Source organism: Wenzhouxiangella sp. XN201, from assembly GCF_011008905.1.
Classification (GTDB): Bacteria; Pseudomonadota; Gammaproteobacteria; order Xanthomonadales; family Wenzhouxiangellaceae; genus Wenzhouxiangella.
In genome coordinates, this window is sequence record NZ_JAAIVI010000020.1 from 262,064 (window position 1) to 280,788 (window position 18,725).

Annotated in this window: 16 protein-coding genes; 11 read left to right on the plus strand and 5 right to left on the minus strand. The window is 61.6% G+C overall.

Annotated features, from left to right (window positions below; genetic code table 11):
• Window positions 1-53: 53 nt before the first annotated feature.
• The 6 genes from tolA to cysQ all read left to right on the plus strand — a co-directional run bounded on the left by tolA (window position 54) and on the right by cysQ (window position 5,549).
• Window positions 54-965 carry a cell envelope integrity protein TolA gene (tolA, locus tag G4Y73_RS10635; protein WP_164231617.1) on the plus strand — a complete coding sequence of 304 codons (912 nt, stop codon included), beginning with the start codon at window positions 54-56 and terminating at the stop codon, window positions 963-965.
• On the plus strand, window positions 931-2,250 hold the full coding sequence (gene tolB / locus G4Y73_RS10640; protein WP_346426850.1) for a Tol-Pal system beta propeller repeat protein TolB: 1,320 nt from the start codon (window positions 931-933) through the stop codon (window positions 2,248-2,250). Before tolA ends, tolB begins: the two co-directional genes overlap by 35 nt.
• Before the next feature lie 53 nt (window positions 2,251-2,303).
• A complete protein-coding gene (gene pal / locus G4Y73_RS10645) occupies window positions 2,304-2,834 on the plus strand; it encodes a peptidoglycan-associated lipoprotein Pal (protein ID WP_164231619.1) in 531 nt (176 codons plus the stop codon).
• Window positions 2,835-2,839: 5 nt separating this feature from the next.
• Window positions 2,840-3,682 carry a tol-pal system protein YbgF gene (gene ybgF, locus G4Y73_RS10650; RefSeq protein ID WP_164231620.1) on the plus strand — a complete coding sequence of 281 codons (843 nt, stop codon included), beginning with the start codon at window positions 2,840-2,842 and terminating at the stop codon, window positions 3,680-3,682.
• A 12-nt stretch (window positions 3,683-3,694) separates the two neighbouring features.
• Window positions 3,695-4,555 carry a UTP--glucose-1-phosphate uridylyltransferase GalU gene (gene galU, locus G4Y73_RS10655; protein WP_164231621.1) on the plus strand — a complete coding sequence of 287 codons (861 nt, stop codon included), beginning with the start codon at window positions 3,695-3,697 and terminating at the stop codon, window positions 4,553-4,555.
• A 184-nt stretch (window positions 4,556-4,739) separates the two neighbouring features.
• Window positions 4,740-5,549: a 3'(2'),5'-bisphosphate nucleotidase CysQ gene (gene cysQ / locus G4Y73_RS10660; protein ID WP_164231622.1), complete on the plus strand. Its 810-nt coding sequence runs from the start codon at window positions 4,740-4,742 to the stop codon at window positions 5,547-5,549.
• Window positions 5,550-5,577: 28 nt separating this feature from the next.
• Here the strand turns inward: cysQ and G4Y73_RS10665 are convergent, their stop codons facing one another.
• On the minus strand, window positions 5,578-6,510 hold the full coding sequence (locus tag G4Y73_RS10665; RefSeq protein ID WP_164231623.1) for a stomatin-like protein: 933 nt from the start codon (window positions 6,508-6,510) through the stop codon (window positions 5,578-5,580).
• Window positions 6,511-6,549: 39 nt separating this feature from the next.
• Window positions 6,550-7,026, minus strand: a complete 477-nt coding sequence (locus G4Y73_RS10670) for an NfeD family protein (RefSeq protein WP_164231624.1) — start codon at window positions 7,024-7,026, stop codon at window positions 6,550-6,552.
• 186 nt (window positions 7,027-7,212) lie between these two features.
• Between G4Y73_RS10670 and G4Y73_RS10675 the strand changes: the two genes are divergently transcribed.
• Window positions 7,213-9,090, plus strand: a complete 1,878-nt coding sequence (locus tag G4Y73_RS10675) for an ATP-binding cassette domain-containing protein (RefSeq protein WP_164231625.1) — start codon at window positions 7,213-7,215, stop codon at window positions 9,088-9,090.
• A 34-nt stretch (window positions 9,091-9,124) separates the two neighbouring features.
• Here G4Y73_RS10675 and G4Y73_RS10680 read toward each other — a convergent pair whose 3' ends face one another.
• The 3 genes from G4Y73_RS10680 to G4Y73_RS10690 form a co-directional block, all read right to left on the minus strand.
• Complete coding sequence (locus G4Y73_RS10680) at window positions 9,125-9,262, minus strand: DUF3096 domain-containing protein (RefSeq protein WP_116897494.1); 138 nt, start codon at window positions 9,260-9,262, stop codon at window positions 9,125-9,127.
• Window positions 9,263-9,352: 90 nt separating this feature from the next.
• Window positions 9,353-10,510 carry a serine hydrolase gene (locus tag G4Y73_RS10685; protein ID WP_164231626.1) on the minus strand — a complete coding sequence of 386 codons (1,158 nt, stop codon included), beginning with the start codon at window positions 10,508-10,510 and terminating at the stop codon, window positions 9,353-9,355.
• Window positions 10,511-10,587: 77 nt separating this feature from the next.
• Window positions 10,588-11,334, minus strand: coding sequence for a hypothetical protein (locus G4Y73_RS10690; RefSeq protein WP_164231627.1), 747 nt, complete (start codon window positions 11,332-11,334; stop codon window positions 10,588-10,590).
• A gap of 279 nt (window positions 11,335-11,613) precedes the next feature.
• On the opposite strand from G4Y73_RS10690, the gene katG reads away from it, so the two are divergent.
• The 4 genes from katG to G4Y73_RS10710 all read left to right on the plus strand — a co-directional run bounded on the left by katG (window position 11,614) and on the right by G4Y73_RS10710 (window position 18,712).
• Window positions 11,614-13,806, plus strand: a complete 2,193-nt coding sequence (katG, locus tag G4Y73_RS10695; RefSeq protein ID WP_164231628.1) for a catalase/peroxidase HPI — start codon at window positions 11,614-11,616, stop codon at window positions 13,804-13,806.
• Window positions 13,807-13,958: 152 nt separating this feature from the next.
• Window positions 13,959-15,089 (plus strand): cyclopropane fatty acyl phospholipid synthase, encoded by a 1,131-nt coding sequence (gene cfa / locus G4Y73_RS10700; protein ID WP_164231629.1) that lies wholly within the window; start codon window positions 13,959-13,961, stop codon window positions 15,087-15,089.
• Window positions 15,090-15,092: 3 nt separating this feature from the next.
• Window positions 15,093-16,430 carry an FAD-binding oxidoreductase gene (locus G4Y73_RS10705; RefSeq protein ID WP_164231630.1) on the plus strand — a complete coding sequence of 446 codons (1,338 nt, stop codon included), beginning with the start codon at window positions 15,093-15,095 and terminating at the stop codon, window positions 16,428-16,430.
• A 50-nt stretch (window positions 16,431-16,480) separates the two neighbouring features.
• Window positions 16,481-18,712 carry an EAL domain-containing protein gene (locus tag G4Y73_RS10710; RefSeq protein WP_164231631.1) on the plus strand — a complete coding sequence of 744 codons (2,232 nt, stop codon included), beginning with the start codon at window positions 16,481-16,483 and terminating at the stop codon, window positions 18,710-18,712.
• Window positions 18,713-18,725: the final 13 nt, after the last annotated feature.

Sequence of the window (18,725 nt, forward strand, 5' to 3'; positions counted from 1 at the left end):
TCTCATGAATCTGCGTCAATCTGCGAAATCTGCGGTTCCCGGAACTGAAAGCCATGATTGACCCCCAGCGAAAACAGGCCATCAAGGACGGATTGACAGCCTTCGGGCTGGCGATTGCCGTGCACCTGGGCTTTGTCCTGGTGCTGCTGTTCGGCACCTGGGACTGGCAGCCGTTCGAGCATCGCCCCGTGCCGGTTCGCGTCACCCTGGTCGACCAGGGCCCGACGATGGTCGAGCAGCCCGAAGCCGTCGAAGAGGCCGTGGACGAAGCCGAGCGTCAGCGCGAGGAAGAGCTCGAACGGCAGCGCCAGGAGGAACTGGAACAACAGCGCCAGGAAGAAGAGGCGGAGCGCCAGCGCCAGGCGGAACTCGAGCAGCAGCGCCAGGAAGAAGCCGAGCGTCGCCGCCTCGAGGAGGCCGAAGCGGCACGCCGCCGCGAGGCCGAACGCGAGCGCTTGCGCCAGGCCGAGGAAGAACGTCGCCAGGCCGAGGCCGAGCGCCAGCGCGAGCTCGAGGAGCTGCGGCGCCAGCGCGAGGCCGCACAGCGCGAGCGCGAGGAACAGGAGCGGCGCCTGCAGGAACTGGCGGAGCGCCGTGAGCGCCAGGAAGAGGAGCAGGCCGCTGAGGAGGAGGCAGAGCGCCTGCGCCTGGCCCAGGAAGAGGCCGCCGCCGATGCGCGACGGGCCACCCTGGGTGAGGAATACACCAGCACCATCCGCGAACTGGTCCGCCGCAACTGGATCCGGCCGCCAACCACTGCGCCCGGTGTACGCTGTGATATCCGCGTCATGCAGATTCCGGGCGGGGAAATCATTGATGCCACCGTTGTCTCACCCTGCAACGCCGACGAAGCCACCCGCCGCTCGATTACGGCGGCTGTACTGCGAGTCGGTACGTTACCCTACCGAGGTTATGAAGATGTCTTTGCGCGTGAAATCGTTTTTACCTTCGTTTACGACGGCTAGCCTGCTGCTGGCGATTCTGTTTTGGGGCTCAGCGTCGGCGCAATTGCGCATCGAGATCGTCGACGGCGTCGAGGGCGCCATGCCGATTGCCGTGGCGCCGTTCGCCTGGAATTCGGACATGCCCGGGCCCGACGAGGGCGTGGCCGACATCGTCAGCGCCGACCTGCACCGCTCCGGCCTGTTCGATCCGATGGATCAGGCGCAGATGGTCGACCGGCCGACCCGTCCGCCGGAAGTTCGTTTCGGCACCTGGCGGCTGCTCAAGGTCGACCACCTGGTGATCGGCTCGGTGCGGGATACCAGTGACGGCACCGGCTACGAGATCGAGTACCACCTGCTCGACGTGCATTCCGGCCGGGTCCTGCTGTCGCAGGCCTTGTCCGTGGGCCTGGGCAATCTGCGTTTCGGTGCACATCGCGTCGCCGATGCCGTCTACGAGGAGCTGATGGGCGTTCCGGGGGCTTTTGCCACTCGCATCGCCTATGTGGTGGTCCGCGGTTCGGGTACCGAGGACGAACGCTTCGAACTGGTGGTGGCCGACGCCGACGGCCACAGTCCACAAACCGTGGTGCGCAATACCCAGCCGATCCTGTCGCCGGCCTGGTCGCCGGATGCGCGCAAGCTGGCCTATGTTTCCTTCGCCACGGGCCGTTCGCAGATCATCGTCCAGGATCTGTATACCGGCCAGAACCGGGTCGTCAGCGCTGAGCGCGGCATCAACGGCGCGCCGGCCTTCTCCCCCGACGGCCGCAAACTGGCCGTCAGCCTGTCCCGTGGCGGCAGCCCCGATATCTGGCTCATCGATCTCGAAAGCGGCCAATCCCGCCGCCTGACCACGCACTGGTCGATCGACACCGAACCGGCGTGGTCGCCCGACGGCGAACGCATCTATTTCACCTCCGACCGGGCCGGCCGGCCGCAGATCTACGTAATGGATGTCGACGGCGACGAGGCCGAGCGGGTCACCTGGGAGGGCCGCTATAACGCAAACGCCTCGATCGGCCTGGAAGAGCGTTATCTGGCGAGCATTTTCAGCGAAGGCAACCAGGACTTCCGGATTGCCATCCATGATCGCGAAACGGAGCGATTGCGTGTATTATCTGACGGTCGGCTCGATGAATCGCCGAGCTTCGCGCCTAATGGCAGCATGGTGCTGTATGCAACGCGACGTGGTGGCAAAAGCGAGTTGGCAGCCGTGTCGGCCGATGGTCGGGTCCGCCAACGGCTCGTCCTGAGCGAGGGTGACGAAGTTCGGGAGCCGGCCTGGTCACCATTGATTCGATAATCATGAAAAAAAGAGTTGCCCCAACAAATGCCTGTCCAATTCCAGGAGGTAGCATGAAGACTGCACTGCGTTTCATCTCCCTGATCATGCTGGCCGCCATTCTGGCCGCCTGTGCGAGGGAGACGGTTGAAGAACCTGAAGCCCCGGAACCGCCGCCGCCTGCCGAGCCGGCACCGGAACCTGAAACCGATCGTCTCGATCCGCGTGATTTCACCGATCCGCGCAATCTCGACAATTCCGACAGCGTGCTGAGCCAGCGCGTGATCTACTTCGAATTCGATCGCTCGAACGTGCGTTCGCAGTTCCGGCCGATCATCGAGGCGCACGCCGAATACCTGCGAGCCAATCCGTCGGCTCGGGTCATGCTCGAGGGCCATGCCGACGAGCGCGGTTCGCGCGAGTACAACCTCGGCCTGGGCGAGCGTCGTGGTGACTCCGTGCGGGAATTGCTCGAGTCCAATCGCGTCTCGTCGGATCAGCTCGAAGTCGTCAGCTACGGCGAAGAGCGTCCGGTCTGCCGCGAAAGCAACGATGGTTGCTGGGAGCGCAATCGTCGCGTGGAGATCGTCTACACGGCGCGATGATGTCATTGCGTACTGTCACATCGGTCGCACTGATTGCGGCGGTCGGCCTCGGGCCGGCCGCCGTGATTCCGGCAAACGCGCAGGACGACAGCAGCGACCTGGTCTACGAAGTCCAGGCCCTGCTCGAGGAGGTGCGTGAACTCAGGGGCATGGTCGAGTCGCAACAGCGCGAGCTCGAAAATCTGCACCGGCGCCAGCGCGACCAGTATCTCGATCTTGATCGTCGGCTGCAGGAAATCGAGCAGGGCGAGCGATCCGCGTCGAGGAGCCAGGCGCCAGCGCGTTCCGAAGACAGGCAGGCAGCATCTCAGCCAGTCGAGCCGGTGAGCGAGCCCGCGTCTTCGGGTTCCGCCCCGTCGGACGTCCCCGAAGTGCGCGAACCGATCGATGCGCGGGCCGAGATCACCCCGTTGGCCCAGCCTTCGGACGGTGGCGCGCGCGACCTTGAGCCGGCTGGTGAGGAAGAAAAGGCGGCCTACGAAAGGGCCTTCCGGGCGCTACGTGAAACGCGCTATGCCGATGCGGCGGAAGGGTTTGCATCCTTCCTTGATACCTACCCCGATTCGTCATATGCGCCCAACGCACTCTACTGGTTGGCCGAAACCTATTACGTCACGCGCGATTTCGACACCGCGCTCGACCATTTCGACGAACTCCTGGAACACTTTCCAGACAGTTCCAAGCAGGGGGACGCCCTGCTCAAGATCGGTTTCAGCCACTACGAGCAGGAGCGCTGGAACGAAGCTCGCGCGGCGCTCGAGCAGGTGCGCAGCCAGTATCCCGGTACCACCCTGGCGCGGCTGGCCGAAGGGCGGCTGCGGGACATGCGGCTCGCCGGGCATTACTGACCCCCGTCAGCCATGATCGACACCGTCGTCTTCCCAGTCGCCGGGCTCGGCACACGTTTTCTTCCCGCTACCAAGGCCATTCCGAAGGAAATGCTGCCGGTGGTCGACAAGCCGCTGATCCAGTATGGCGTCGAGGAAGCAGTGGCTGCAGGCGCAACGCGCCTGGTGTTCGTGACCGGTCGTACCAAGAATGCAATCGCCGATCATTTCGACATGGCCTTCGAGCTCGAGACCGAACTCGAACAGCGCGGCAAGCACGAATTGCTGGAGGTCGCGCGCCAGACCGTGCCGGACGGTGTCGAATGCCTGTACGTTCGCCAGCGCCAGGCGCTGGGTCTGGGGCACGCCGTGCGATGTGCCCGTTCCCTGGTGTCCGGCGAGGCCTTCGGCCTGATCCTGCCCGACGACCTGATCGACAACGGCGGTGACGGGGTGCTGGCCCAGCTTGTTCGGCATCACGAACAGACTGGCGCCTCGGTGATCAGCGTCGAGGAAGTTCCGCGCGAGAAGACCAGTTCCTACGGCGTGGTCGATGTCGAGTCCTTCACCGGGCGCAGCGGCCGGATTTGCGGCATGGTCGAAAAGCCCGAACCCGCCGAGGCACCGTCCAACCTGGCCATCGTCGGCCGCTACGTGCTCGATGCGCGTATCTTCGAACTTCTCGAAGAGACCCGCCCCGACCAACGGGGTGAAATCCAGATCACCGACGCCATCGCCAGCCTGCTTCAGGAGCGCCCCGTCGATGCCTACCGGTTCGAGGGCCGGCACTACGACTGCGGCTCCAAGCTGGGCTTCCTGCAGGCCACCGTCGACCTGGGCCGCAAGCATCCCGAGCTTGGCGGCGAATTCTCCGCCTGGCTTGAAAATCAATAAACCACGGAAAGCACGGAATCGGCTTCAGATTCGAAGTTCAGACAACGAATTTTTGTGCTTGCGTTTCGGTCGCTTGAAGCTGAACGGCAAGAGTCAAGTTCTTCCTTCCGTGTTCTTCCGTGTTCTTCCGTGTTCTTCCGTGTATTCCGTGGTTCCCAAACCGATTTGATCAAGAGAGAAGCAAATGCAATTGAATGAACTGCTGCCGCGTGTGCGTGAGGCCGTGGCCGAAGCCGGTGCGGCGATCATGGCCGTCTATGACGATCCGGCCACCACCGAGGTCATCGACAAGGACGACAACAGTCCTTTGACCGAGGCCGATCTGGCCGCCAACCGGATCCTGGTCGAGCGGCTCGAGGCGCTCACGCCTGAAGTTCCGATCCTGTCGGAAGAATCGAAACAGGCGCCCTGGTCACAGCGGAAGCAGTGGCGGGAACTGTGGGTCGTCGATCCGCTCGACGGTACGCGCGAGTTTCTCAAGCGCAATGGCGAATTCACGGTCAACGTCGCCCTGGTTCGAGATCACCGGCCGGTGCTGGGGGTCGTCTATGCCCCGGCGCTGGATCGCTGGTATTTCGCCTCCATCGAGGACGGCGCCTGGCGTCAGGACGATGATCGTGATCCGGTGCGCATTGAGGTGGGTGAAAAGCAGTTCGATCGCCCCTGGCAGGTGGTCGGGAGTCGTTCACACAACACCCGCGAGGTCGAGGATTTCGTGGCCCGTCTGGGCGCGGCCGAATTCGTCGCTATGGGCAGCTCGCTCAAGCTTTGCCTGGTTGCCGACGGTTCGGCCGACATCTATCCGCGCCTGGGGCCGACCAGTGAATGGGATACCTGTGCCGCGCAGGCGATCGTCGAAGCCGCCGGCGGGATAGTGGTCAATGCCGAAACCGGCGAACCCCTGACCTACAACGCCCGCGAGGAAGTGCTCAACCCCTGGTTCATTGTCTGTCGGGATCCTGATCCGGCGTGGTTCGGGGCGGCGAAGGCCTGAGCCCGTCGTCGCCCCCGGTTTCGTGACTTCAGGCCGCGGGTGACTTGACGGTCTTGTTGAGGGTCTGGGCCAGGCCGGCGACGACGCCGCCGATGTCCGACAGTTCGGCCGGCAGGATGAGCGTGTTGGTTTCCTTGGCCAGTTTGCCGAACTCCCCGACGTACTGTTCAGCGATGCGCAGGCTCACGGCATCGCTGCCGCCGGGCTGGTTGATGGCCGTGGCGATCCGCTCAATACCGGCCGCGGTTGCTTCGGCGATCAGGCGAATTTCTTCCGAACGACCCTTGGCCTCGTTGATCTGCTTCTGCATGTCGCCTTCGGAGACATTGATGGTTTCCTGCTTCATGCCTTGTGAAACATTGATCTTGGCCTCGCGTGCACCCTCCGATTCCGCCACCACGGCGCGGCGTTCGCGCTCGGCCCGCATCTGCTTCTCCAGTGCGTCACGAATGGTCTCGGGCAGGACGATGTCGGCCACTTCGTAACGCAGCACCTTGATACCCCAGGGCTCGGAGGCCTCGGACAGCACTTCGACCACCTTCTCGTTGATGATCACGCGCTCCTCGAAGCTCTTGTCCAGTTCGGTCTGGCCGATGACCGAACGCAGCGTGGTCTGGGCCAGCTGGATGGCGGCGAAGCGGTAGTTTTCGATGCCGTAGGAGGCCAGGCGGGCGTCAATGACCTGCATGTAGATGACGCCGTCGACGTGGATCTGGATATTGTCCTTGGTGACGCAGGCCTGCTGCGGTACGTCGATCGCTTCTTCCTTGAGCGTGTGCTTGTAGGCGACCTTGTCGACGAAGGGGATCATCAGGTGAAAGCCAGCGTCGAGCACGCTGTGGAAACGACCCAGGCGCTCGATCACGTAGGCGGAGCGCTGCGGAACGATCTGGGCGGTCTTGACCACTGCGATGATGACGATCGCCAGGATGATCAGTGAAAGTGTGGTTGCAAAGTCCATGGATGGATCCCTCTGGAATGACGGTGATGAAAAAGCCGATCAGCTTGCGCTGTGATCGTGCGAATGTTCAGGGCGGTTGGCGGATACGAGCAGGGTGATGCCGCGGTGGCCGATGACCCAGGCGATATCGCCTTCGGCCAGGTCGCCGTCCTCGCACTCGGCCTTCCAGTCGGCACCGCTGAGCCGGACCTGGCCGACGCCCTGTGAAAAGCCGCGGGTTACCGTCACGCGCTCCCCGCGCGTGGCGATCAGATCCCTGTCGCCGTCCCAGCGATCGGAAACATTGCCGCGGAACCAGATCTTGATGCGCTCGCGGGCGAACAACAGGCTCCCGACCGACAGCACCGAGAAGGAGAGGACCTGTTCCGGCAGGCTGTCGAGCAGGCCGACGGCGGTCGCGATACCGACCAGGATGGCGCCAACGCCAAAGAAGATTGCGACGATGCCGGTGATGAAGAATTCCGACAGGATCAGCAGGGCTCCGAGAATGAGCCAGAACCAGGACTGCTCGATCATTTTGTACTCCCTGTGATGTGCAACGCTGTCCCCAACAGACAGGACGGCATTATAGCCGCCTGCCTCGGAACTGAATGTAACTCCCCACCATCGATGCGGTCATGGGTCACAAGTCACGCATGGCCACGGAGAATCCTTACAATGGTGGCCGTCCTCGAATCGTCCGGCCCCGCAGGCCGAGAGCCCATGTCCCTGTTAGCCATTCGCAAGCTCGATTTCAGTATCGGCGGTCCATTGCTGCTCGAAAACGTCGAACTCGACATCGGTGCGGGCGAGCGTGTCGCCCTGGTCGGGCGCAACGGTACCGGCAAGTCGACACTGCTCAAGTTGATCGCCGGTGCCCTGGAGCCCGAGGATGGTGAGATCGTCCGGGCGCCGGGCGTGCGCATCGCCACCCTGCCGCAGGATGTTCCGGAAAATGCTGAAGGCAGCGTGTTCGATCGCATCGCGGATGGCCTGGGCGATGTCGGCGAACTGCTGGCGGAGTTTCACCGGCTCAGCCAGGGCGAGTTCGACCCCGATGCTTTTGGCCGCGTGCAGGCCAAGCTCGATGCAACCGGTGGTTGGGATCTCGACCAGCAGGTCGAACGGGTACTCGAGCATCTCGGGCTGGATGGCGATGCGCGTTTTGCCGAACTGTCCGGCGGCATGAAGCGCCGCGTGCTGCTGGGGCAGGCGCTGGTGCAGCGTCCCGACCTGCTGCTGCTCGACGAGCCGACCAACCATCTCGATATCGAGTCGATCGAGTGGCTGGAGGAATTCCTGAAGGAATTTTCCGGTGCCCTGGTTTTCGTCACCCACGATCGCCGCTTTCTCCAGGCCCTGGCCACACGCATCGTCGAAATCGACCGCGGGCAGGTGACCTCCTGGCCGGGTGACTGGCAGAACTATCTCAGGCGCGTCGAAGAACGTGCTCACGCCGAAGAAATGGAGAACCAGCGCTTCGACAAGAAGCTGGCCGAGGAGGAAGTCTGGATTCGCCAGGGCATCAAGGCACGCCGCACACGCAACGAGGGCCGGGTTCGGGCGCTCGAGAAGATGCGTCGCGAGCGGGCGCAGCGCCGCGAGCGCCAGGGCGGCGTGCAGATGGAAGCGGCCAGCGCCGGACAGTCCGGCCGCAAGGTGATCCAGGCCGAGGATGTAACCTTTGCCTGGGATGGCCGGCTGATGGTGCATGACTTCTCCACCACCATCTTTCGCGGCGACCGCATCGGCCTGATCGGCGCCAACGGCAGCGGCAAGTCGACCCTGCTAAAGCTGCTGCTGGGCAAACTCGAACCGGATGCCGGCGAGATCAAGTTGGGCACCAACCTCGAGGTCGCCTATTTCGACCAGCTTCGGGCCGTGTTGCGCGATGACTGGTCGGCGGCCGAAAACGTTGCCGATGGACGCGACTTCGTCGAGATCAACGGACGGCGCAAGCACATCATCGGCTACCTGCAGGATTTCCTGTTCACGCCGGAACGCGCCCGCGCACCGATCGGAAAGCTTTCGGGTGGGGAGCGCAACCGTCTGTTGCTGGCGCGCCTGTTCGCTCGGCCATCGAACCTGCTGGTGATGGACGAGCCGACCAACGATCTCGATGCCGAAACCCTGGAACTACTCGAGGAACTGGTCGCCGACTATCCCGGCACCCTGCTGCTGGTCAGCCATGATCGCGAGTTTCTCGACAACGTGGTGACCGCGACCTTCGTGATGGAGGGTGAGGGGCATATCGGCGAGTATGTCGGCGGATACAGCGACTGGCTCAGGCAGCGGCGGCCCGAACGGCCGCAGCCACAACCGGCCAGGGTGGAAAAGCCCGCTGCAGCCGCAACGCAGCAGCCCCGGAAGAAGCCGGCCAAGCTCAGTTACAAGCTGGCGCGCGAACTCGAGCAGTTGCCGGCGCAGGTCGAGACCCTGGAAGAAAAAATGGCGGAGCTGACCGAGCAGATGAACGACCCCGGTTTCTACCGCCAGGATGCGGCCGCCATCACTCGTCACACTGCCGAGGTCGAGGCGCTCCAGTCCGAACTGGATGCCGCCTACAGCCGCTGGGAAGAACTGGAGAGCCGGGCCGGCTGAATCCGGCCCGAACAAGGGGCTCTCGGGCGACTGTCTACAGCCCGAAGATCCCCACGATACCGATCACGATCAGGTAGATCGCCACGATCAGGTTGAGCAGCTTGGGCACGATCAGAATGGCGATACCTGCGATCAGGGAGATGATGGGAACGAGTTCGAGATGGATGGTCATGAACGTTCTCCTTGTTGTGGGGAATGCAATGCGGCTGAAGCGCCGCTACTTCCAGACTAGCAGAACGCGGGCGAGGGTTCCTCGAAGGCGCTAGTCACACTCGGCCGGTTCGGTCAGGGCCGTCATCACGCGTTCGATGACACCGGCTAGGTCGGGAATCCAGCGCAGGACCACCAGCAGGTCGTTGCACTCGTCGATGTAGATGAAGTTGCCGCCGAAGCCTGCAGCCCAGTAGGCCGACTCGGGGGCCGCCGGCACCGCTTCGCGTTCGGTGTTGAGCCACCACAGATAGCCATAGTCGGCGCGCGCTTCGGCCGGCTCGCGCTTGGCCTCGAACCACTCGTCGGGTAACAGACGCTGTTGTCCCCATTGCCCGCGGTTTTTCATCAGCAGACCGAAGCGCGCGTGATCGCGCGTGCTGATGAACAGTCCGCCGCCGAAATGCCCTCCCCCGGAGACCGACTGCATCTTCAGGCCGTCGAGCGCGACCCAGGAATTGTCGTAGCCGTGCCAGCGCCAGGTGCTCGAGGCCCCGATCGGGTCCATGATGCGCCGCTTGAGCACGCGCGGCAGGGGTTCGCGAAAAACCTGCATCAGGCTGTAGGCCAGCAGGTTGATGCGCACGTCGTTGTACTTGAAGCGCGTGCCCGGTTCGTGCAGTTCGCGCTCGGGCCACTGTGCGGGATCGTCGCCCTCCGGCCGGTCGGCCCAGTCGGGAACGTCCCAGAGCGTACCCGACCAGTCGGAAGTCTGCTGCAGCAGGTGGTGCCAGGTGATCTTCGAATTGTGATCGCCGCTAAAGTATTCCCCGCCGACGTAATCTGCCACCGGGTCATGGACCGACTCGATCAGGCCGTCATGCAGTGCGATGGCCGCCAGTGTGGCCAGGTAGCTCTTGACGACGCTGAACGTCATGTCGACCCGGTCGAGGTCGCCCCATTCGGCCACCACCCGGTCGCCGCGCACGATCATGCCGCTGTCGCCGGCCCGCGGTTTGGTCGGGCCAAGAATGCGGAAATCCGGTTCTCGCGGCGCGAAGGCGTCGGTAATCACCTGGTGCAGGTCGGCGGGTTCGGTCTCGGCCCGGCCGCGGGCAAATTCCACCACCTGCTCGAGGGCCTCGGGATCGAAGCCCGCCTGCTGTGGAGAAACCGATTGCCAGTCGAAGTGCTGTGGAGCTTGATCGTTCGCCCACACAGCAGTCGCGCAGAACAGGGCGGCCGAAAGCAGGAATGTCTTGCAATTCATGTCGGATCTCGAGCTGAAACGTGGCCCGAGCATAGCATCGGCCGGGACGGGCGGGCGGCCCGTCCCGGCCGGGTCGGTCACTCGCCGGTGTGGCTGAGCTCCGCGGCTCGAACCCAGATATCAGTCGAGTAGCTGATGATCGACTCGCGGTCCTGCGCGCGCATCTTCTCGAACTCCTCCTCGCCGAAGTGTTCCTTCAGCATGTCCCAGAAGCCGTTGTCGCCGTCGAAATCGGCAAAGCTCGCGACGGGCGAGACGACGTAGATGCCGCTGGCATCCGCCCCACCAAGCGAGGCGTAAAAATAGTACGGTTCCTTCCATTCGTTCTCGCGTGACGCCTCGGTGTACTTCTTCACGTTCTCCAGGAACGCCTGCCTGTCGGCGAGTTCGAACGCTGTAACCATGGCAATCTTTCGATCGACGTCGTCATCGACGTGATTGCTGTGCTCGTTAAGGATGATATCGAAGGAGCCGAAGGTCTTGTCGATCGTGGCGTAATAACGATCCTTGAACTGCTCGTAGCAATCGTCCAGCTCGGCGTTGTCGCGGTCGAACCAGCCCCAGGGCTTCCCGGCCATGACGAAGGCATAGCGGTTGAGGTTGCCGGTGTGTGCCTCGTACACCGACCAGCGCAGGTCGGCATCGACCTCGATCATGCAGGCGTTCCACTCACGCGTGACCTGCCGGAATTCGTCGTGTTGGTCGGTTTTGACGTAGTCGAGATAGACGCGCTGTACGAGCTCTTCGGGGTCTTCGTGGTTATCGGCCAGGACGGCCGTGCAGGTCAGGGCAAAGCACCCGGCCGTGATGATGAAATTCTTCATGGTGAGTCTCTCCCAGTGTGGTCAGGATGTTGGGGACGGACTGCCGCCGTCGCCGTTCATGACAGCAGGAATTCGGGCGGTTATCCTGTCGAAATCCTTTCTGATTACACTTGAATATCAAGGGCCCGCTCTCCAATAGGCAGAGGCTATGGTGACAATGCTCACAATTTATTTCCAAAATCAGCATCTGCACGATAGGATCAGGGCAACGTTCGCCTTTGCCCGAGCGGAGCGCCTGACTGCGCCCTGCGGCAGCTAGATTGCAACGAGGAGGTTTACATGGATACAGAAGCCAAATGCCCGTTTGCTCCCGCCAAGTATCGACACACCGCCAGCGGTTCCCTGTCGAACTCGACCTGGTGGCCCGAAAGTCTCAACCTGAGAATTCTCAACCAGAACTCGTCCAAGGTCGATCCCATGGGCGAGGACTTCAACTATGCCGAGGAATTCAAGAAGCTGGACCTGGATGCGGTCAAACAGGATATCCGGGCCCTGATGACTGAATCGCAGGACTGGTGGCCGGCCGACTACGGCCATTATGGACCGCTGTTCGTACGCATGAGCTGGCACGCCGCCGGCACCTATCGCGTGGCGGACGGCCGCGGTGGCGGCTCGACCGGTAACCAGCGCTTTGCGCCGCTAGCCAGCTGGCCGGACAATGGCAACCTGGACAAGGCCCGTCGCCTGCTTTGGCCCATCAAGCAGAAATATGGCAAGCAGCTGTCCTGGTCCGACTTGTTGATTCTGACCGGCAACGTGGCCCTCGAATCGATGGGTTTCAAAACCTTCGGATTCGGCGGTGGCCGTGAGGATATCTGGGAGCCGGAAGGCGATGTCTTCTGGGGTCCGGAAAGCGAATGGCTCGGCAACGAACGTCATCGCGAGGGCGGCGAGCTGATGGGGAATCTGGCCGCCGACCACATGGGCCTGATTTACGTCAATCCCCAGGGGCCCGATGCCAATCCCGACCCGGCCGAGGCGGCCTTCTTTATCCGTCAGACTTTCGAGCGCATGGCGATGGACGACTATGAAACCGTCGCCTTGATCGCCGGCGGCCACACCTTCGGAAAATGTCATGGTGCCGCGCCCGATTCGCATCTCGGTCCCGAGCCCGAGGCCGCCCCGCTCGAGGAGCAGAATCTCGGCTGGAAGAACGCCTTCGGCAGTGGCAAGGGCAAGGACACTACCACCAGTGGTATCGAGGGCGCCTGGACGCAGACGCCCACGAAGTGGGATATGAACTTCTTTGAAAACCTGTTCAACTTCGAATGGGAGAAGCACAAGGGCCCTGGCGATGCCTGGCAGTGGCGTCCCGTCAACGAAGAGGCCCAGGGTACGGTCCCTGATGCCCACGATCCCAACGAGACCCATGCGCCGATGATGCTGACCACCGACCTGTCGCTGAAGGTCGATCCGGAATACCGCAAGATCTCGGAACACTTCTGGAAGAACCCGGACGAGTTCGCTGATGCCTTTGCACGTGCGTGGTTCAAGCTGCTCCACCGCGACATGGGTCCGATCTCACGCTATCTCGGGCCGGAAGTGCCCGACGAAGAGCTGATCTGGCAGGATCCCGTTCCCGAGGTCGATCACGAGCTGATCGATGAACAGGACATTGCCGGGCTCAAGGGCAAGCTCCTCGATAGCGGCCTGTCGGTCTCCGAGCTGGCATTCCTCGCCTGGGCTTCGGCATCGACCTATCGTTATACCGACAAGCGTGGCGGCGCCAACGGTGCACGTATTCGCCTGGCGCCGCAGAAGGACTGGGAAGCCAACCAGCCCGAGAAGCTCGGTGCCTGGCTCGACAAGATCGAAGGCGTTCAGAAGGCCTTCAACGACGCCCAGTCGGGCGACAAGAAGGTCTCGCTGGCCGACCTGATCGTGCTCGGCGGTTGTGCGGCGGTCGAGAAGGCGGCGAAGGATGCCGGTTTCGACGTGACCGTGCCGTTTGAGCCGGGCCGTACCGACGCCTCCGACGAGCAGACCGACGCCGAGTCGTTCGAATGGCTCGAACCCAGGGCCGACGGTTTCCGCAACTACCTCGGCCACGGTCACGACCGGCCGCAGGAAGAGCTGCTGGTCGATCGAGCCAATCTGCTCGACCTGACCGCGCCGGAAATGACCGTCCTGGTCGGCGGCATGCGCGCCCTCGGCGCCAACCACGACCAGACGAAGCACGGCGTACTCACTGACCAGCCGGGCAAGCTCACCAATGATTTCTTCACCAATCTGCTCGACATGAGTACCGAATGGAAGGAATCTGATCGAGAGGGTATTTACGAAGGTCGCGATCGCAAGTCCGGCGAAGTCAAGTGGACGGCCACTCGCAACGATCTGGTCTTCGGCGCCAATGCGCAACTGCGGGCAGTGGCCGAGGTCTACGCCAGCGACGACGGCAAGGACAAGTTCGTGCGTGACTTCATCGATGCCTGGAACAAGGTAATGAACGCCGACCGCTTCGATCTTGCCTGATCCGGCAAGGATTTCTGCAAGTCAGGCACAGAACCCCGGCTCCACTGGCGCCGGGGTTTTTTTGTGCCCCACTTGACCCCCTGCTTATGGGGCGACTAGTCTTTGCCTGGGAATTCAGCTCGGCCATAAACGACAGTGGTATAGGGATACGCATGTCAGCCAAAGAGAAAGTGACCCAAATGCTTGCCACCGCAGGTATCGAGATCGGCGGCAATCAGCCGTGGGATCTGCAGGTCCATGATGATCGTCTCTATCACCGTGTCGTGGCCGAGGGCTCGGTCGGCGCCGGCGAATCCTACATGGAGGGCTGGTGGGACGCCGATCAACTGGATGAATTCTTCGTCCGCGTACAGCGGGCACGCATCGATCGCCAACTCCGCACGCTGGCCATGGTTTTCCAGGTGTTGCTGAGCCGCTTTGTCAACCGACAGTCCAAGAAGCGCTCGATTCAGGTGGCTAAACAGCACTACGACCTGTCGAACGAGCTCTATGAAGCGATGCTCGGCCCAACCATGCAATACACCTGTGCTTACTACGGCCCCGAGGGTCGAGAGACGACACTCGACGAAGCGCAACGGGCAAAACTGTCACTGATTGCCCGCAAGCTGCACCTGGAGCCGGGTATGCGCATACTCGAGCTTGGCGGTGGTTTCGGCGAACTTGCGCGCTACCTGGCCGCCGAGCACCAATGCGAAGTGGTCAGCTACAACATCAGCCAGCGGCAGGTCGACTATGCGCGCGGTTTATGTGAGGGCCTGCCGGTGGACGTGCGATTGCAGGACTACCGCGAGGCAGCCAACGACGTGACCGAATACGATCGGGTGGTCAGCATCGGCTTGATGGAGCACGTCGGCCCGAAGAACTACCGCGGATTTTTCGAACTGGTCAAGTCACGCCTGAAGCCCGGCGGCCTGGCCCTGGTGCACACCATCGGCGGCAACGTCAGCCGTGTAACCGCCGACGCCTGGATCACGAAGTACATTTTTCCCGGCGGCGTGATTCCCTCAGAGGCGCAGCTTACCCGCGCCAAGGAAGGCCTGTTCGTACTCGAGGACTGGCACAACTTCGGCCCGGACTACGACCGTACGCTGATGGCCTGGGAGGCGAATTTTCTCGATGCCTGGCCTCGGCTGAAGGAGCAGGAAGGACTCGACGAGCGGTTCTACCGGATGTGGCGTTATTACCTGAACTCCTCGGCCGGCGCATTTCGTGCGCGCGGGCTGAACCTCTGGCAGCTCGTGCTCAGCCACGGTAGCGTGCCTCGCTATGTGCCGGCTCGCTGACTGATGAGCGACAGGCACTGGACGGCGCACCGCCAACGCGTCGCAACACTGGCCGAAGCGCTGACCGACTCCGACGGGCCGGTGCGCCTGCGCAAACGCACCAGCAATCTGTTCCGCCCGCGCGAGGAAGTGGAGCGCACCGAACTCGATGTAACCGCGCTGAACCACATCATCGAGATCGATGCCGAAGCTGGAATGGCCGAGGTTGAAGGTATGACCCCCTACGTCGATCTGGTCGACGCCACGCTGCCGCATGGTCTCGCACCCGCCATCGTGCCGGAGTTGAAAAGCATCACCGTCGGCGGCGCCATGACGGGTCTGGGCATCGAATCGAGCGCCTTCCGCTACGGCCTGGTGCATCACACCGTCGACGAGATGGATGTGCTGGTTGCCGACGGTCGCGTGCTGACCTGCTCACCGGAGCAACGCCCGGAACTGTTCTTCGGCTTTCCAAACTCCTATGGAAGCCTGGGCTATACCACGCGGCTGCGTGTGAAGCTGATTCCGGTCACCCAATACGTGCGACTCGAGCACAGCGTCTACAGCGATGCCGATGAACTGTTCGCCGCCATCGAGGAAGAATGCTCCCAACCGGCGTGTGCTTATCTCGATGGCGTCTGTTTCGCCCCCGGGCAGTTCGTGCTCACCCGCGCGCACTTCGTCGAGTCCCTGCCGGAGGGCAGGGCGCCCAGCGACTACACCTGGATGCAGCAGTACTGGAAGAGCCTGCGCGCGAAGCACGAGGATTTCCTGACGATCCACGACTATCTCTGGCGTTGGGATACCGACTGGTTCTGGTGCAGCAAGAACCTCGGCATGCAGTTCAAGCCCCTGCGCTTCCTGATGGGCCGCAAGCGCCTGTCGAGCATCACCTATCAGAAGATCATGCGTGCCAGCCACCACTGGCCGCTGAGCCTGCTTCAATATGTCCGCCCACGCACCGAGTCGGTGATCCAGGACGTCGACATCCCGATTGCCAACGCCGCGGCCTTCCTGGCCGACTTCGACGATCAGATCGGCATTCGCCCCGTCTGGATCTGCCCCTTCGTCGTCCCCGATGGCCGATTTTCACTGTTCGAACTGCGCACCGACGCGTCCTACATCAATTTCGGCTTCTGGGACCTGGTCCGCTCGGACGAGCTGGACGGACACTACAATGCGCTGGTCGAAGAGCTGGTGGCCAAACACGGTGGCAAGAAGAGCCTGTACTCGCGCAGCACCTACAACGAGGCCCGCTTCTGGCAGGAATACGATCGCGACACCTACGAGTCACTCAAGCGCGAGTGCGATCCCGGCGGCCGCTTCCCCGGGCTGTATGAGAAGGCCGTGCGGCAGCGATAGAGTCGCGCCATTGAGGATTGGGGGTCTTAATTTCTTGTAAGATGATTTCAATGCCCTTGTCCACACCATCACAGCACAACCCATCTCTGTACCAGATGCTGGTAGAGGGCGTTCGCGATGCGGTGTACCTCCACGACGTCGAAGGCAGGATACTGGAAGTGAATCCCGCGGCAACCGATCAGACCGGTTACAGCCGCGATGAGTTGCTTCAAATGCTTATCCACACTCTCAACCCCTACCGCGATGCCAAGGCCTTCAAGTCCATGCTCGACGAAATGCTTGAGCAAGGGCTATCGCACAAGACAATTTATTCCACCCATCGTCAGGCAAACGGCAGAGAGATACCCATCGAGGTCAATCTCAACCGCCTTGATCATGGCTCTGAGATTCTGTTTGTTGCAGCTATCCGCGATATTTCCGAGCATGAGCGCCTGAAGCTGAGCGTAGAACACAAGGTCCGATTCAACCAGCTACTACTCGATATTTCCTCTCGCCTGGTTAATCTCGATCCGGAAAGAATCGATGGGGCTATTGACGACGTGCTGGCTGATATCGGTCAGTTCTTCAGTGTGGACCGTTCGTATGTCTTTTCCATTGACTGGGATAATGACTCTATTACCAATACCCATGAGTGGACGGGGAAGGATGTCCCGCCCGCCATCCATCGCCTGCAGAATGTCGCTTTCAGCGATTTCCCCTGGCTGAAAAAGCTTATGGAACGCCTCCAGGTGGCTCATGCGCCAGATGTATCGGAGCTGCCCGAAGAAGCGCGAAAGGACCGGGAAGAGTACCAGCAGCAAAAGATCCGCTCTCTGATTATCGTTCCCATTATTCGTGACGGCCGGGCTGTTGGCATGTTCGGGCTGGATGCCGTGCGCCAGAAGGGCCACTGGGACAAGGATATTCGCGACAACCTGAGGCTGCTTGCCCAATTGCTGTCCAGCGCCATGGATGCTGCACGACTGGGCCGTGAACTCACACATATGGCCTATCACGATGCCTTGACTCAGTTGCCTAACCGTAAGCTGTTGCATGATCGGTTCGCGCTGGCGGCGGAGCGTGCCCGAAGAAATGGACACAAGGTCGCGGTGTTGCTGCTTGATATCGATGATTTCAAGCTCGTCAACGACACGCTCACGCATTCGTCCGGGGATAAGTTGTTGTGCGTCATTGCTGAGCGCTTGAAGAAAATGATCCGGGGGTCGGATACAGTTGCCCGGCTGGGTGGTGACGAGTTCGTTATGGTTTGTGAGTTGAAATCGGGCGAAGACGCCGCTGCCCTGGCCGAACGTACAATCGAGTCCATTAGTGCACCTGTGATGATTGAGCGTCAGCGCATCATCATCCATGCAAGCATCGGCATTTCTCTAATGCCCGATGACCAGGCTGGGTGCGACAAGATGCTTCGCAATGCCGATATTGCCATGTATGAAGCCAAGGCGGCTGGCAAGAACCGATTCGCTTTCTACGATGCGTCGATGGGAGAAAGCGTAAGGGTTCTGATTGAAATGCGCTACGACCTGCAGCAGGCCATCGACAACGATCAGCTAATCGTCCACTATCAGCCCTTATGTTGTGCACAAACGGATCGCCTTTCCGGGTTCGAAGCGCTGGTTCGGTGGCAGCATCCGATCAAGGGTTTGATGATGCCGGCGGCCTTCCTGCCCGTCGCGGAGCGCTCGGATCTTATTTGCCGACTTGATCGGTGGGTGATGCAGCAGGCTTGTACAGATGCCAAAGAACTCTGCGGTGATAATGCGGAGATGCGCATTGGTATCAATCTTTCAACGCGCGACCTTTACGATCGTTATGTTGTTGATCGCTTTGTTGAAACGGCGCGGGCATTTGGGCCTTCAATCGACCGCAGGATTCAACTGGAAATTACCGAGTCCATGCTGATGCAGGACGTGCATACCGCAATCGATCACCTCAATCTGTTCAAGAAGTTCTTGCCGCGCGTCAGTATCGCGATCGACGATTTTGGCAGTGGTTATTCATCACTCAACTATCTCCGCAGGCTGCCCATCGACACACTCAAGATCGACCGCGCCTTTACTGCCGACCTGCTCGATGATCGCCGCAGTGCCAAGGCCATCATACGATCCATCATGGACCTGGCCCGGAACCTGGGTCTGAAGGTGATTGCCGAGGGGGTCGAGACTCAGGAACAGTACCGGCTCTTCAAGTCATTGGGCTGTGATCAGATCCAGGGCTACTACATTGGCAAACCGCAGCCGTTGAGCCAGGCCATGAAATCAGTTCCGCCTTGGCTGGAGGTCTGATCCAGAGTACGGA

Coding starts and splice junctions, on each gene's coding strand:
- tolA (WP_164231617.1), top strand. CDS start 54: ATGATTGACCCCCAGCGAAAACAGGCCATCAAGGACGGATTGACAGCC.
- pal (WP_164231619.1), top strand. CDS start 2,304: ATGAAGACTGCACTGCGTTTCATCTCCCTGATCATGCTGGCCGCCATT.
- galU (WP_164231621.1), top strand. CDS start 3,695: ATGATCGACACCGTCGTCTTCCCAGTCGCCGGGCTCGGCACACGTTTT.
- cysQ (WP_164231622.1), top strand. CDS start 4,740: ATGCAATTGAATGAACTGCTGCCGCGTGTGCGTGAGGCCGTGGCCGAA.
- G4Y73_RS10665 (WP_164231623.1), bottom strand. CDS start 6,510: ATGGACTTTGCAACCACACTTTCACTGATCATCCTGGCGATCGTCATC.
- G4Y73_RS10670 (WP_164231624.1), bottom strand. CDS start 7,026: ATGATCGAGCAGTCCTGGTTCTGGCTCATTCTCGGAGCCCTGCTGATC.
- G4Y73_RS10675 (WP_164231625.1), top strand. CDS start 7,213: ATGTCCCTGTTAGCCATTCGCAAGCTCGATTTCAGTATCGGCGGTCCA.
- G4Y73_RS10680 (WP_116897494.1), bottom strand. CDS start 9,262: ATGACCATCCATCTCGAACTCGTTCCCATCATCTCCCTGATCGCAGGT.
- G4Y73_RS10685 (WP_164231626.1), bottom strand. CDS start 10,510: ATGAATTGCAAGACATTCCTGCTTTCGGCCGCCCTGTTCTGCGCGACT.
- G4Y73_RS10690 (WP_164231627.1), bottom strand. CDS start 11,334: ATGAAGAATTTCATCATCACGGCCGGGTGCTTTGCCCTGACCTGCACG.
- katG (WP_164231628.1), top strand. CDS start 11,614: ATGGATACAGAAGCCAAATGCCCGTTTGCTCCCGCCAAGTATCGACAC.
- cfa (WP_164231629.1), top strand. CDS start 13,959: ATGTCAGCCAAAGAGAAAGTGACCCAAATGCTTGCCACCGCAGGTATC.
- G4Y73_RS10705 (WP_164231630.1), top strand. CDS start 15,093: ATGAGCGACAGGCACTGGACGGCGCACCGCCAACGCGTCGCAACACTG.
- G4Y73_RS10710 (WP_164231631.1), top strand. CDS start 16,481: ATGCCCTTGTCCACACCATCACAGCACAACCCATCTCTGTACCAGATG.